General features: G+C 74.4%; 15 protein-coding genes. 7 read left to right on the top strand and 8 right to left on the bottom strand.

From position 1 onward, the window contains the following. Positions 1 to 82: 82 nt before the first annotated feature. Positions 83 to 655: a Uma2 family endonuclease gene (locus tag ACOOHE_RS17245; protein ID WP_420455327.1), complete on the bottom strand. Its 573-nt coding sequence runs from the start codon at positions 653 to 655 to the stop codon at positions 83 to 85. A 145-nt stretch (positions 656 to 800) separates the two neighbouring features. On the opposite strand from ACOOHE_RS17245, the gene ACOOHE_RS17240 reads away from it, so the two are divergent. The 4 genes from ACOOHE_RS17240 to ACOOHE_RS17225 all read left to right on the top strand — a co-directional run bounded on the left by ACOOHE_RS17240 (position 801) and on the right by ACOOHE_RS17225 (position 5,243). After that, positions 801 to 2,114 (top strand): sigma 54-interacting transcriptional regulator, encoded by a 1,314-nt coding sequence (locus ACOOHE_RS17240; protein WP_420455326.1) that lies wholly within the window; start codon positions 801 to 803, stop codon positions 2,112 to 2,114. A 113-nt stretch (positions 2,115 to 2,227) separates the two neighbouring features. Continuing rightward, entirely contained in the window at positions 2,228 to 2,674 is a 447-nt protein-coding gene (lptE, locus tag ACOOHE_RS17235; protein WP_420455325.1) for an LPS assembly lipoprotein LptE, read from the top strand. Then, positions 2,671 to 4,116: a glycosyltransferase family 2 protein gene (locus ACOOHE_RS17230; protein WP_420455324.1), complete on the top strand. Its 1,446-nt coding sequence runs from the start codon at positions 2,671 to 2,673 to the stop codon at positions 4,114 to 4,116. Before lptE ends, ACOOHE_RS17230 begins: the two co-directional genes overlap by 4 nt. Before the next feature lie 92 nt (positions 4,117 to 4,208). Beyond that, positions 4,209 to 5,243: an alpha/beta fold hydrolase gene (locus tag ACOOHE_RS17225; protein WP_420455323.1), complete on the top strand. Its 1,035-nt coding sequence runs from the start codon at positions 4,209 to 4,211 to the stop codon at positions 5,241 to 5,243. A gap of 16 nt (positions 5,244 to 5,259) precedes the next feature. On the opposite strand, the gene ACOOHE_RS17220 is transcribed toward ACOOHE_RS17225, so the two are convergent. From ACOOHE_RS17220 to der, 3 genes are read right to left on the bottom strand one after another with little or no spacing between them, the layout of a single operon-like run. Next, positions 5,260 to 5,760, bottom strand: coding sequence for a DM13 domain-containing protein (locus ACOOHE_RS17220; protein ID WP_420455322.1), 501 nt, complete (start codon positions 5,758 to 5,760; stop codon positions 5,260 to 5,262). A gap of 48 nt (positions 5,761 to 5,808) precedes the next feature. Further along, positions 5,809 to 7,122, bottom strand: a complete 1,314-nt coding sequence (locus ACOOHE_RS17215; RefSeq protein ID WP_420455321.1) for an MFS transporter — start codon at positions 7,120 to 7,122, stop codon at positions 5,809 to 5,811. A gap of 3 nt (positions 7,123 to 7,125) precedes the next feature. Beyond that, the gene (der, locus tag ACOOHE_RS17210; RefSeq protein WP_420455320.1) at positions 7,126 to 8,445 is read right to left on the bottom strand and encodes a ribosome biogenesis GTPase Der; all 1,320 of its coding nucleotides are present in this window, start codon (positions 8,443 to 8,445) and stop codon (positions 7,126 to 7,128) included. A gap of 271 nt (positions 8,446 to 8,716) precedes the next feature. Between der and msrA the strand changes: the two genes are divergently transcribed. From msrA to msrB (ACOOHE_RS17195), 3 genes are all read left to right on the top strand, one after another. Further along, a complete protein-coding gene (msrA, locus tag ACOOHE_RS17205; protein ID WP_420455319.1) occupies positions 8,717 to 9,385 on the top strand; it encodes a peptide-methionine (S)-S-oxide reductase MsrA in 669 nt (222 codons plus the stop codon). A gap of 10 nt (positions 9,386 to 9,395) precedes the next feature. Beyond that, positions 9,396 to 9,920 carry a peptide-methionine (R)-S-oxide reductase MsrB gene (gene msrB / locus ACOOHE_RS17200; protein ID WP_420455318.1) on the top strand — a complete coding sequence of 175 codons (525 nt, stop codon included), beginning with the start codon at positions 9,396 to 9,398 and terminating at the stop codon, positions 9,918 to 9,920. Between the two features lie 133 nt (positions 9,921 to 10,053). Then, positions 10,054 to 10,563: a peptide-methionine (R)-S-oxide reductase MsrB gene (gene msrB, locus ACOOHE_RS17195; RefSeq protein ID WP_420455317.1), complete on the top strand. Its 510-nt coding sequence runs from the start codon at positions 10,054 to 10,056 to the stop codon at positions 10,561 to 10,563. A 10-nt stretch (positions 10,564 to 10,573) separates the two neighbouring features. Here msrB (ACOOHE_RS17195) and ACOOHE_RS17190 read toward each other — a convergent pair whose 3' ends face one another. Genes ACOOHE_RS17190 through ACOOHE_RS17175 form a run of 4 tightly spaced genes read right to left on the bottom strand, consistent with a single transcriptional unit; the run spans position 10,574 to position 12,739 of the window. Then, a complete protein-coding gene (locus tag ACOOHE_RS17190; protein WP_420455316.1) occupies positions 10,574 to 11,041 on the bottom strand; it encodes a YDG/SRA domain-containing protein in 468 nt (155 codons plus the stop codon). Beyond that, positions 11,041 to 11,472 (bottom strand): hypothetical protein, encoded by a 432-nt coding sequence (locus ACOOHE_RS17185; RefSeq protein WP_420455315.1) that lies wholly within the window; start codon positions 11,470 to 11,472, stop codon positions 11,041 to 11,043. Before ACOOHE_RS17185 ends, ACOOHE_RS17190 begins: the two co-directional genes overlap by 1 nt. Next, on the bottom strand, positions 11,469 to 11,930 hold the full coding sequence (locus tag ACOOHE_RS17180) for a hypothetical protein (RefSeq protein WP_420455314.1): 462 nt from the start codon (positions 11,928 to 11,930) through the stop codon (positions 11,469 to 11,471). The genes ACOOHE_RS17185 and ACOOHE_RS17180 overlap by 4 nt, the downstream gene beginning before the upstream one ends. Further along, positions 11,927 to 12,739, bottom strand: coding sequence for an EcsC family protein (locus ACOOHE_RS17175; protein WP_420455313.1), 813 nt, complete (start codon positions 12,737 to 12,739; stop codon positions 11,927 to 11,929). Before ACOOHE_RS17175 ends, ACOOHE_RS17180 begins: the two co-directional genes overlap by 4 nt. Positions 12,740 to 12,804: the final 65 nt, after the last annotated feature.

The following is a 12,804-nucleotide window of genomic DNA, read 5'->3' as shown; positions in this document are numbered from 1 at the left end:
TTCCGATTCGTGATGCGTGACTCTCATCGGGAAGGATCACGCATCGCTGATCTGAGCCCGACAGAAGTGCTATGACGCTCCACTAGCAGCGGGTCCCGGCGTACAGCTCGTCGAACGAGACCTCAGCGCCGACGGACGCGAGCGCCAGCGTGCCCTGGCCGAGATCCTCGACCGTCCAGCGCGCCTCGCCCTCGCGGCGGTACACCTCGACCGCCCGCCGGTCCTGCCGGACGAGCACGATCTCGCGGATCGACGGGACGCCGCGGTAGGTGGCCAGCTTGTCGCCCCGGTCGTACGCCTCCGTCGACGGCGAGAGCACCTCGGCCACGAGCGCCGGGTTCACGAGCGTCGTCTCGCGGGCGTTGAGGAACGTGGGCTCCCCACACACCGCGGGGAGGTCGGGGTACGTGTAGCGCCCGTCCGGCTCGACCTGAACCCGCATGTCGCTCGAGAACGCGGAGCACTCGGTGCCGCGAAAGGCGAGCCGGAGCGCGACGGCGAGGTTGCCAGCGATGTCGTTGTGGGTGCGATTGGCGCCGGACATGGCGAAGACCTCCCCGTAGATGTAGTCGTGTTTCTCCTCCTGGGTCTCCTCCCAGTCGAAGTACTCCTCAGGAGTCAGCCGGAGTGAGACGGGCGTGAGCGTGGCGGGCATCGGGAGAGGGCGGGGCGTGGGGGAATGTAGCGGACCCGGGAGCGGGCGGTCTCCCACGCCCGTCGCTGGCGTAAGGCGCCCGCCGGCTCAGGCGTCCCCGGCCGGGCCGCGCTCCTATTTTGCCGGCCCCCTCCGCGCGTCACGAATGGATCGGCAGGCCTTGCAAGAACGGTTCGGCATCCTGGGCGACAGCCCGGCGCTCCGGCGCGTGCTCGAGCGCGTCGCCCAGGTGGCCCCGCCCGACATCACGGTCCTGCTCGAAGGCGAGAGCGGCGTCGGCAAGGAGCTGGTGGCCACGGCCATCCACGGGCTCTCGCGGCGGCGTCACAAGCGGTTGGTCGTCGTCAACTGCGGGGCGATCCCGGAGGGGTTGATCGAGAGCGAGCTGTTCGGGGCCGAGAAGGGGGCGTATACCGGGGCGACCGACCGCCGGACGGGCTACTTCGAGGAGGCCGACGGCGGGACGCTGTTCTTGGACGAGATCGGCGAGATGCCGCTCCAGGCCCAGGTCCGGCTGCTCCGCGTGCTCGAGACCGGCGAGTTCAGCCGCGTCGGCGGGACGGCCATGCTCACGAGCGACGCCCGCGTGATCGCGGCGACGAACAAGGACCTGGGCGAGGAGGTCCGCAAGGGGACGTTCCGGGAGGACCTGTACTACCGCCTCAGCACGGTCGTCCTCCGGCTCCCGTCGCTCCGCCAGCGCCGCGAGGACATCGTCCCGCTGTTCGAGGCGTTCCTGGCCCGGTTCTCGCGCCAGTACGAGGCGCCGTACCTCCGGCTCGCGCCCGACGCGGCCGACCTCCTCCGACGGTACAACTGGCCCGGCAACGTCCGCGAGTTGCGCAACGTGGCCGAGCAGGCGACGGTCATGGTCCGCCAGAACCCGCTGACGGCCGAGGCCGTCCGGCCGCTGCTCCGGGGCGTCTCGGCGTCGGCCGGGCTGACGCTGGCGCCGCGCCCGGCCGCCGACGCGGCCGATCAGAGCCTGCTGTACCAGGCGCTCCTGGAGATCCGGGCCGAGCTCCGGGCCGTCCGCGCCGAGGTCGCGTCGATCCGGGACGGGGCGCCGGGCGCGCTCGTCCGCCTGCCGCCGACGGTCGCCGACGCCCGGTTCGCTGCCGACCTCTCGCCGTTCGCCGACCTCGGCGAGGTCGAGCAGGAGGTGGCCTACGAGCCGCCCGCGCCGGCCCCGTTCGACGCGGCCGACACGCTCTTCGAGGTCGAGGACGGCGTGCCCTTCGAGCGCGACGACGCCCCCGACCGGAACGGCGCCCGGCCGGCGCTCCCGGACTCGCTCGAAGCCGCCCTCGCCGACGGCCTCCCGCTCCCGACGATGGAGGAGGCCGAGGCCGCGCTCATCGCCGAGGCCTTGCGCCGCTTCGACGGCAACCGTCGCCAGTCCGCCGAGGCCTTGGGCATCTCCGAGCGGACGCTCTACCGCAAGCTGAAAGAGGAATGAGGACTCAGGACTCAGGAATCGGGGGGACGGTGGGGCGGAGTCGTTGCGTGGCGGCTCTCTGCTCGGTCCTGATTCCTGTCTCCTGTTTCCTGGTCCCTCTCCACGGCTGCGGCGTGTACTCGTTCTCCGGGGCCACCATCCCGGCCCAGCTCGAAACGGTCGCCATCCCCCTCGCCGAGGACCGCTCTACGGGCGGGCCGCCGGGCCTCGACCGGCTCTTGACCGACGCCTTGGTCGACCGCTTCGTCGACCGCTCGCGGCTCACGCTCGAGACCGACGAGGGCGCCGCCGACGCCGTCGTCCGGGCCACCATCGAGCGGTACGCCGTCGCGCCGGTCGCCGTGACGGACCAGAACGTGGCCGCGCTCAACCGCGTGAGCCTGTCGGTCCGCGTCGTCGTCGAGGACCGGGTCGAGGACGGCGAGCTGCTGGCCCGGTCGTTCACGGCGTCGGAGGACTTCGCGCCGGCCGCCGGGCTCCAGGGCGAGGCCGACGCCTCGGCCACGGCGCTCGACCAGATCGCCCGCGACGCCTTCACGGCGGCCACCTCGGACTGGTGACCGACCCGCTCTCCGTCCTCGTAGCGCTCGCCCACGTCGTCTACGGCGCCGCCGCGCTCGTGCTCGCCGGGCTCGGCCTGCACGCGCTCGTCCTCGCCGCCTTGCGGACGGCGCTCCCCGCACGGCCCCTCCCGACGCGCGACGGCCCGTGGCCGGACGTGGTCGTCCAGATCCCCGTCTACGACGAGCCGGCCGCGCTCGTGGCCCGGGCCCTCGACGCGGCCCTGGCGACGGACTACCCCGGCCGCGTCGAGGTCCAGCTCTTGGACGACTCGTCGCCCGCCGCCCGCCGTGCGAACGCGGCCCTGTGCGCCGAGCGGCGGCCCGGCGTCCGCCACCTGGCGCGCGACGCGCGCGACGGCTACAAGGCCGGCGCCCTCGCCCACGGCCTGGCCCGCTCCGACGCGCCCGTCGTGGCCGTCTTCGACGTCGACTTCCGCCCGGCGCCCGGCGTGCTCCGCGCGCTCATCGGGCCCCTCCTGGCCGATCCCGGCCTGGCGTTCGTCCAGGGCCGATGGACGCATCCCGGCGCCGACCGGACGGTCCTGGGCCGGGCGCAAGCGGCCGTGCTCGACCTCCACTTCGCCGTCGAACAGGCAGCGCGCGACCGGGCCGGCCTGCCGCTCCCGTTCAACGGGACGGCCGGCGTCTGGCGCCGCGCGGCTATCGACGACGCCGGCGGCTGGCGGGCCGACACCCTCGCCGAGGACGCCGACCTCGCGCTCCGGGCCCAGGCTCGGGGCTGGCGCGCCCGGCTCGCCGAGGACGTCACGGTCCCCGCTGACCTCCCGGCCACGGTCGGGGCGTGGCGGCGCCAGCAGGCGCGGTGGGCCAAGGGACTCGCCGAGGTCGCCCGGCTCCGGCTGGCGACGTGGTGGCGGGCTCCGCTCCCGGTCCGGTCGAAGCTCGCGTTCACGGGTCACCTCGCGCTGTCGCTGAGCCTGCCGTCGCTTTTGCTGGTCCTCGTTCTGCACCCGGTCGTGGCGGCGGTCGGCGGGTCGGGCGCGAGCGTCGCGCTGGCGGCGCTGGGGCCGGTCGCCCTCACGGGCGTGATCAGCGCGCACGTCGTCGCGCTGCGGGCGCTCCACCCGGCCTCGTGGCGGAGTCGCCTGCTGCGGATTCCTGCCGCCCTCGTGGCCCCGATCGCGCTGGTCGGGCCAGCGGCGCGGGCCGTGGCCCAGGCCGCGTTCGGACGCCGGACCCCGTTCGCGCGGACACCCAAGGGGCCGCCGTCGGCCGGTGAGGGCGGACGGGCCGAGGTCGCGCTGGCGCTCTGGTCGGCGCTGGGGCTGGCGGCGCTGGTGGCCCTCGGCGCCTGGGGCGCCGTCCCGTTCCAGGCCGTGCTGTCGGTGGCGACGGCCGGCGCCGCGTGGGCCGTCCGCCAGACGCCGGCAGCCCCGCGCCCGGTCCCCACGGCCGTCCTGTCGCGCGCGGCGGCCTGACGCGCGCGGGCCCCGGGGCGGTCCCGAGTTCACGGTTCGTCCCGAACCCGGTGGCCGAACCGGCGTGGACGGGGAAACGATTTGGTTACGCCGTGTCCGCCCTCGCCACTCCGTCCCCGGCCCCGTTCGAGGTCCTCGACGCCCGCCGCGTCCGCGCGGGCGGCGTCTCGGGCACGCGCTACCGGCTCCGCCGCGAGCACGCCTACACCGGCCACGACGACCTCGACCGGGCCCTCTCGACCGTCGACGCCATCGTGCTGCCGCCGACCGACGGCCGGTCCGGGGCGCCGGCCGTCACGCTGCTCAACGGCATCACGAAGGGGCTCGACCGGAGCGTGCCCGCGGCGACGGCGCTCGCTCGGGCTGGCATCGGCGCGGTCCTGCTCGACACGCCGCTCGGCGGCGCGCGGCGGCTGGCGAGCGGGCACCCCGGGATGGACCTGGCCGAGATGGCCCGGCGCGGCGTCGACCTCGACGTCCCGTTCGCAGCCCGGCTGTTCGACGGCGTCGCGGCCGACCTGCCCGCCGCGCTGGCGCTGGCCCACGCCGAGCACGGGGTCGGCGCCGAGCGGCGGGCCCTGTTCGGCGTCAGCTTCGGGTGCCTGCTGTCGAGCCTGGCGTTCGCGCGCGACGGCGTGGGCGACCGCCTGTTCGGGGCCATCGGCCACCCCGACTTGGGCGCGATGGCGCGCGGCCTCGTGGACACGTTCTCGCGGTTCTCGGGGATGCCGGCGTCCGTCGTCGCTGGCGGCCTGCGCTTGGGGCCCGTGGCCGACGCGGCGGCCCGGCGGTTCGGCGGCGAGCCGGCCGTGGGGATGCTCCGGTTCGCCCGGCTCTTGGCGGCCCTCGGCCGGGGCGGACGCGCGCTCGACGGCCTCGATCCGGTCCGCTTCGCGCCCGACGTCTCGGCCGACCGGCCCGCGCACTTCTTGGCGGGCGAGCGTGACCCAGTCGCCCCACCCGACGACGTCCGCGCGGCGGCCAAGGCGTTCCCGGCGTCGACCGTCGAGGTGATGCCGGGCCTCGGCCACGGGTGGTACCCCGGCGCGGTCCCGCCCGGCGCCGAGCCGTTCGAGCGGGCCTGCGGCGCCTGGCTCGTCCGCAAGCTCGCCGACTGGACGGCGTGATCGCCGGCCGGCGCGGCTACCCGAGCGAGGCCGTCCCGAACTCGACCGAGAACGCTCGACACCAGACGGAGACGCCGACGAAGGCCGACACGTCGGCCCCAGCGGGGACGGCGTAGTTCTGGTCGCCCCGCGTGCTCTTGAGCCGTCCGAGGTCGACGCGGCCGTCGGCCTTGTCCGAGAGGTCAGTCAGGAGCCAGACGCGGAGGTCGGGACCGTTCTCGGAGTCGAGCCCTTCGAGCCGGACGATGTGCGAGCCGTCATCGAGGCGGACGAGGAGGGCGCGGCCGGCGACGTCGTGGCCCTCGGCGCCGGAGAACCGGCCCTCGGCGACGACCTCGGGTGCGGGCGGCATGACGTCCGAGACGGGCATCGTCGGAACCGAGTCGGTCGAGGCGTCGGGGGCCGCCGCGACGTCGACCGGCACGGCGGCAGCGGGTGCCGGGTCGGCGGCGGGCTCGGTCTCCGCGCCACACGCGGCGAGGGCGAGGACGAGGGCCGGGATCAGAGCGAGACGCATGGTGGGGCGGGTGAGTCCGGCTTTCGGACGCCCCGGTGGGACTGGCCCTTACGGGGCCACGCCGGCACGGAGCGTCGGCCGCGCGCCCTCCGTCATGTGGCCGGCCTCCGGCGACGGGCCGCTGAGGACCGTCGGGACCGGGCGGTCGGCACAGTCTTCAAGCCCGGGCGGGCACGGCACGCCTGCGGGCCGGACGGCGGGGATGACGGCCCACACGAGCGCCGCCGCGGCGACCGCGAGCGCTCCGGCGCCGATCGCGTTCGCGCCGAACCCGAGCCCGGCGTAGAGCACGCCGGCCGCCGCGCTCCCCGCCGCGAAGCCCGCGTTGCCGGTCGCCGCCGTCAGGCTCATGAAGGCGCCGCGCCGCGCCGCCGGGACCATCTCGGTCAGCAGCGCCTGGAGCGGACTGATGCGCGACGCCGCGAGCGCCATGATCCCGGAGAACAGGACGAAGGCGGCGGGGGGCCACAGCGCGGCGAGCGGCGTCGCCGCCATCAGCACGCCGACCCCGACCGAGGCCGCCACGATCACCGGCTTCCGCCCAACCCGGTCGGAGAGCCGCCCGGCGCGCGGGCCGGCCAGCACGTTCGCGATCCCCCCGAGCACGTAGACCGCCGACACCTGGCCGGGGCTGAACCCGAGGGTCGCCTCGAGCCACGACGGGAAGTAGACCACGAACAGGCCGACGCCCGCGAACATCAGGAGGTACACCGCCGACGCCGCGCCGGTCTCGCGGTCGCGCGCCAGGGCGACGTAGCCGCGTGTGGCGGTCCCGACCGTCAGCGGCACCGCCGAGCGGGCGTCGGGCGGCTGGGGCAGGAACGGTACCGCGAGCCCGAACGCGGCCACCATCGCCAGCCCGAACCCGACGAACGGCGCCCGGAACCCGAACGCCTCCGCCAGCGCGATGCCGAGCGGGATCCCCACGATCTGGCCGACGGCGAACCCGCTCATCACCCACCCGTTCGCCCACCCCCGCCGGTCGGCCGGGAAGGCGTCGCCGACGTAGGCGACCGACGCGCCCGAGAGCACGCCGCCGGCCACGCCCGCGAGCGCCCGGAGCGCGAGCAGCGCCTCGAACGAGGTCGCCAGCCCGTGCATCAGCAGCGCGACGGCCATCGCCGCCGTCCCCACCAGGATCACGCGGCGCCGCCCGAATCGGTCTGACACGGGCCCGACGACGAGCGTGAACGCCGCCAGCGTCACCGAGTACACGGTGATGAGCAGGCCCAGCGGCCCCGGCCCCACGCCCAGCTGCTCGCCGATGCGCGGCAGGATCGGCGCGATCACGATGATCTGGCCGGCCGCGGCGAACACCAGCAGCCACAGCGTGAACAGCGCGAGTCCGGGGCGGCGGGGCACGCGCTACTTCCGTTTGAACGACAACGTCAGCGGGACGCCCTCGAACCCGAACGCCTCGCGCAGCCGGTTCTCGAGGTAGCGCCGGTAGCTCTCCTTGATCCCCTCGGGGTGGTTGGCGAAAAAGGCGAACACGGGCGGCTCGTCGCGGACCTGGCTCGCGTACTTGATCTTGACGTAGGCCCCGCGCCACGACGGCGGCGACTGGCGACGGACGGCGGCCTCGATGACCTCGTTCAGCCGGGCCGTGGGGACCCGCTTGCGGCGCTCGTCGAACACCCGGAGCGCGACCTCGAGCACCTTGTCGGCCCGCTGGCCCGTCAGCGCCGACGCGAACACGACCGGGACGAAGTCCAGGAGCCCCAGCCGCTCGCGCATCTCGCGCTCGATGTCGCGCGCCGTGTTCGTCTCCTTGTCCGCGACCAGGTCCCACTTGTTGACGACGATGACGAGCCCCTTTTTGAGCTGCTCGGCCTCGCGCAAGACGCGGGCGTCCTGGGACTCGAGCCCGCGCTCGCCGTCGACCAGGACGACGGCCACGTCGCACGCCTGGAGCGCCCGCTCGGTGCGGAGCGTCGAGTAGAACTCGACGTTCTCCGTGATCCGGGCCTTCTTGCGGAGCCCGGCCGTGTCGACGAGCACCACCTCGCGCGCGTCGTCGCCCTCGCCAATCGTGAGCCGGGCGTCGACCGAGTCGCGCGTGGTCCCGGCGACCTCGGTCACGATGGACCGCGTCCGGCCCAAGAGCTTGTTGGCGAGCGAGCTCTTGCCCACGTTGGGCCGGCCCAAGAAAGCGATGCGCGGGGCGTCGTCGTCCTCGTCGGCCTCCGGCTCGTCGGGGAGGGCGGCGACGACGGCGTCGAGGAAGTCGCCGGTGCCGGTCCCGTTGATGGCGCTGAGCGCGAAGAGGTGCTCGAACCCGAGCGACCAGAACTCGCTCGCGTCGAGCTTGCGGGCCTCGTTGTCAGACTTGTTGGCGACGACGATCACGGGCTGCTCGGCCCGGCGGAGCATGGCGGCCACCTCGGCGTCGAGGTCCGAGATCCCCGTCAGCGTGTCGACGACGAACAGGATGACGTCGGCCTCCTCGATGGTCAGCATCACCTGCTCGCGGATGGCCGCGTCGAACCGCTCGGCCGAGCGGGGCACGAGGCCGCCGGTGTCCACGAGGTCGAACGTCCGGCCGGTCCACTCGACCTCGCCGAACAGCCGGTCGCGCGTGACGCCGGGCTGGTCGTCGACGATGGCGCGGCGCTCTTCGGTGAGCCGGTTGAACAGGGTCGACTTGCCCACGTTGGGGCGGCCGACGATCGCGACGAGGGCCATCGGGAGGAGGGAGGAGGGCCGGAAAGCTAGCGGGCGGGGCCGGGGCGGAGGGCGAGGAGGGGAAGGAGAGTGGCCGACGGGCACCCGTAGGGACACGGCGTGCCGTGTCCGCGTGCCGTGTCCGCGTGCCGTGTCCGCGTGCCGTGCCCGCGCGCCTTGTTTGCGCCTGCCCCGCCCCCGTCGACGACCTCTCACGGATCGGTAACATTCTGTGGACGAGGGAATACGGGGCGCCCTCGGAGCGTCTTAGGGGCACATCGCTCGACCCTCCATGCGCCGTCTCCTGTCCGTCCTCGCCCTGCCGGCCGTCGTGCTGGCGACGCTCGCCGCCGGGTGCGGCACGTCCGAGCCGCTGCCGCCCGCCGGGCCGACGGTCGGGCAGGCGCTCGACCCGGCCCGCGCCGACACGGCCGTGTTCGCCGGCGGGTGCTTCTGGTGCATGGAGAAGCCGTTCGAGGAGCTCGACGGCGTGGCCTCGGTCGTCTCCGGCTTCGCCGGGGGCACGACGCCCAATCCGACCTACGACGACGTCGCCTCGAAGCGGACCGACCACCTCGAAGTGGTCGAGGTGATCTACGACCCGAGCGTCGTCCCGTACGACACGCTGCTCCAGGTCTACTGGCACAACGTGGACCCGTTCGACGACGGGGGCCAGTTCTGCGACCGCGGGAGCCCGTATCGCCCGGCCATCTTCGCGCGGACGCCGGCCGAGCGCGCTGCGGCTGAGGCCACCAAGGCCCGGATCGAGGAGCGGTTCGGCCAGCCCGTCCGCGTGCCGGTCCTCGACGCGGCCCCGTTCTACGCCGCCGAGGCCTACCACCAGGACTTCTACCGGACGAACGCGGCCCACTACCAGCGGTACCGGACCGGCTGCCGCCGCGACGCCCGCCTGGAGCAGCTCTGGGGCGACGCCGCCGGTCACCTCGGCCCCGCGCTCTAGCGCCACGCCCATGAAAAAGCTCGCCCTCCCCCTGTTGGCCGTCGCGGCGCTCGTCGCCGTCCTCGGCTTCGTCTTCCTTCGACCCACCGCCCCCGACCCCATGTCCGACGCCGCCCTCAAGGACCGCTTGACGCGGATGCAGTACTACGTCACCCAGAAGGACGGCACCGAGCCGCCCTACGCCAACGAGTACTGGAACAACAAGGAGCCCGGCCTCTACGTCGACGTCGTCGACGGGACGCCGCTGTTCGCCTCGACGACGAAGTACGAGTCGGGGACGGGGTGGCCCAGCTTCTGGCAGCCGCTCGACGGCGCGCCGGTCGAGACAAAGGAGGACAAGTCGCTGTTCATGACGCGGACCGAGGTCCGCTCGGGCTCGTCGGACAGCCACCTCGGCCACGTGTTCGAGGACGGCCCCCAGCCGACCGGCCTGCGCTACTGCCTCAACTCGGCGGCCCTGCGGTTCGTCCCGGCCAGCGACCTGGAGGCCGAGGGCCTCGGCGAGTACGCCGACCTGTTCACGACCGAGGGGTAGTCCCGAATCCGAGAATCTGCCTCTGTTTTGAACCGGGAGTGGGGCATGTGGGAGTGTGGGAGGCCCCCCCTCTCCCGCACCCCTCCCAGATTTGAAAGACCGAGCCCCTTCCTCCGCCCGCCCGCCTCCTCTGATGCGCGTCCTCTCCCTGTTCCTGCTCGCGGCCCTGGCCGCCCCCGCGTTCGCCCAGGCCCCCGGCCCCGACTGGCGGAAGCCGTCCGACGCCCAGCTCCGCCGGCAACTGACCGACGTCCAGTACCGCGTGACGCAGCGGGACGCGACCGAGCGGGCTGGCACGAGCCCGCTCAACGACAACCGCGCCCCGGGCATCTACGTCGACGTGGTGTCGGGCGAGCCGCTGTTCTCGTCGCGCGACAAGTTCGACAGCGGGACGGGCTGGCCCAGCTTCACCCGGCCGATCTCGCCCGGCGCCGTCACCGAGCACGTCGACCGGTCGCTGGGGATGGCCCGGGTCGAGATCCGGTCGGCCCGGGCCGACAGCCACCTCGGCCACGTCTTCCGCGACGGGCCGCGCCCGACGGGCCTGCGCTACTGCATGAACGGGGCCGCGCTCCGGTTCGTCCCGGCGGCGGCGCTCCGTGACCTGGGCTACGACGCTTACGCCGACGCCTTCGGCGAGTAGCGGGCCCCGGTCAGCGCCGGTCGCCGATCCACTCGTCGGGGACGGCGGCCAGCCGGAAGCGCCAGATCCGGTAGCCGTCGACGCCGGTGTCCGCAAAGTAGTCCTCGACCGTGTAGAGCCCGTCATAGCGGTAGCCGGCGGCCGGTGCGTGCCACACGCCAGGCCCCACGCCCCGGCTCACGCGGACCGGCAGGCGCCGCCGGGCGCTCTCGGCGAGGGCGAGGTTGGACCGCGTGAGGGTCTGGTCGCCGATCTGTCGGCCGGTCTTGGGGTGCCGCGCGCCGGAGCCGGTGTAGAGGATCGTCGCCCCGTGGTCCCGGTCGTCGACGAACGCGCAGGTGAGGATGATCGACTCGGCGCCCTCTTTGGCCCGCCCACAGATGCCGGCGCGGCGGGGCCGGTGGACGCCCGTGAGCGACAGCGCCACGCGGTCGGCGAAGAGCGCGCCCACCGCGACGCCGGGGACGTGGCCGAACACTACGCCTCCCCGGCGCGGATCCGGTCCCACGCCAGCCAGCTCGCGAGCATCCCCACCGGGGAGACCACGACCCCGGCCACGACCGTGAGCGCGGCGAGCCAGCCCAGGTCGTCGGCGCCCAGGCGGTTAAGGACCTCGTCGGTCACCAGGTCCGTCGTGGCCACGACGACCGCGACGAGGCCCACGGACAGGAGGGCCGCGACGACCGTCACGCCCAGTCCGATGCCGACGACCGCCCACACCGTCCGGCACCGGCGGAGGCTCGGCCCGGCCAGCGCCCCGAGCGCCGCGCCGATGGCCGCGAACGGGGCCAGAAACGCCGGCGTCATCCACCACGGGCCTCCGACGACCCCCAGGACGAGGGTGAGCCCGGCGACGACGGCCGCCGCCAGCCCGAACGCGGCGGCCGAGACCACGCGCGCCCGGCTCACGACGACACCTCCGACGCGCTCGGACGGTGGCCGAGCCGGCGCCACACGCCGTAGCCGCACAGTCCGCCGACCGGCGAGCAGGCGGCGCCCGCGGCCAGCGTGGCCACGAGGAGGAGCGGGATCTCCTCCCAGTCGAACATCCCGAGGGTGGGCCGCGACCCCGTCAGCTCGCCGACGAGCATGAGCGCGAACGCCAAGCCGACGAGGACGGCCACGGCGGCGACGGCCGACAGGGCTCCGAGGGCGACGGCCCGGCCGGCGCCCTCCGCTTGCGCTAGCATCGGCCCGGCGGTGGCGCCGAGCAGGGCGACGGGCAGGGCGCACAGCAGGGGCGTGACGAGGTACGCCCGCCAGTCCGCGCTCGCGCCGCCCAGCACCAGCGCGACCACGACGCCCAGCGCGACGAGCGCGGCGGCCCCGCCGAAGGCCACGGCCGAGACGGCTCGGGCCCGGCTCACAGCCGCTCCTTGCGTTCGAGGTAGAGCGCCCGGCTCAGCATCACCGCCGCCTGGGCCGTCTGGTCCGTGAACCAGTAGTTCACGCCCGCGCCGACGGCGGCGCCCGCGATCGGGATCATCTGGGCCAGCTTCTGGGCCCCGAGGTTCTTGGCGATCTCGCGCGGGACGTGGCCGAGCTGCTCGCGCAGCGTGCCCGCCGCCTTCCGCCCGCGGTAGCCGCCGCCGTCGATGGCCGCCGCCGCGACGGCCAGCTCGCGGAGCGCGTCCGACTTGGCCTCCCGGCTCCCGCTCGCGGCCACGTTGAAGATGGCCACCACGAGCGGCGTGTAGCCCGGCCCCTTCAGCGGGAACCCGTAGGCCGCCGCGACCTGCTGGATCAGCCGGAAGTTGACCGTGAACAGGACCGGGATGTCGGCCGCGAGCAGGAGCGCGCCGCCGAGCCCGGCGCCGCCGCCCGAGAGCGCCGCCAGCACCGAGTTCTCCGAGGCGTACTGCTTGGCGAGCGCGTCGAGCTCGTCGAGCGGCCGGTCCCGCAGCTCGGCGACGGTCTCGACGTCGACCCCGACGGCCGCCGCCTTCGCGATCACGTCGTCGGCGTCGTAGGTCCAGGCGCTGGCGTCGTTGAGCGTCGAGAGGGCCTGGGTCAGCGCGTCGGTCAGCGCGTCCGTGACCGACTCGGGGACGAACTGGTCGAACGCCCAGTCGACCGGCTTCATGGCGAAGCCGAGGGCCTGTTGGAACAGCGTCTCGCCGCGCTCCCAGCGGTCGATCTCGCGTTGGGCCTGGCGTTCGTAGTCGGTCAACCGCATCTCGGGGTCGGGGGTGGGCGCCTTGGACGGCGCGACCCGCGTCGACGTTGCACGGCCCCAGGAAT

This window comes from Rubrivirga sp. (genome assembly GCF_965213695.1).
Taxonomy (GTDB): domain Bacteria; phylum Bacteroidota; class Rhodothermia; order Rhodothermales; family Rubricoccaceae; genus Rubrivirga.
Note: the sequence above shows the minus strand (reverse complement) of the source record. Positions and strands in the feature narration are given on the sequence as shown.

Coding starts and splice junctions, on each gene's coding strand:
- der (WP_420455320.1), bottom strand. CDS start 8,445: ATGGCCCTCGTCGCGATCGTCGGCCGCCCCAACGTGGGCAAGTCGACC.
- msrB (WP_420455317.1), top strand. CDS start 10,054: ATGCGCGTCCTCTCCCTGTTCCTGCTCGCGGCCCTGGCCGCCCCCGCG.
- msrB (WP_420455318.1), top strand. CDS start 9,396: ATGAAAAAGCTCGCCCTCCCCCTGTTGGCCGTCGCGGCGCTCGTCGCC.
- ACOOHE_RS17175 (WP_420455313.1), bottom strand. CDS start 12,739: ATGCGGTTGACCGACTACGAACGCCAGGCCCAACGCGAGATCGACCGC.
- ACOOHE_RS17220 (WP_420455322.1), bottom strand. CDS start 5,760: ATGCGTCTCGCTCTGATCCCGGCCCTCGTCCTCGCCCTCGCCGCGTGT.
- msrA (WP_420455319.1), top strand. CDS start 8,717: ATGCGCCGTCTCCTGTCCGTCCTCGCCCTGCCGGCCGTCGTGCTGGCG.
- ACOOHE_RS17240 (WP_420455326.1), top strand. CDS start 801: ATGGATCGGCAGGCCTTGCAAGAACGGTTCGGCATCCTGGGCGACAGC.
- ACOOHE_RS17245 (WP_420455327.1), bottom strand. CDS start 655: ATGCCCGCCACGCTCACGCCCGTCTCACTCCGGCTGACTCCTGAGGAG.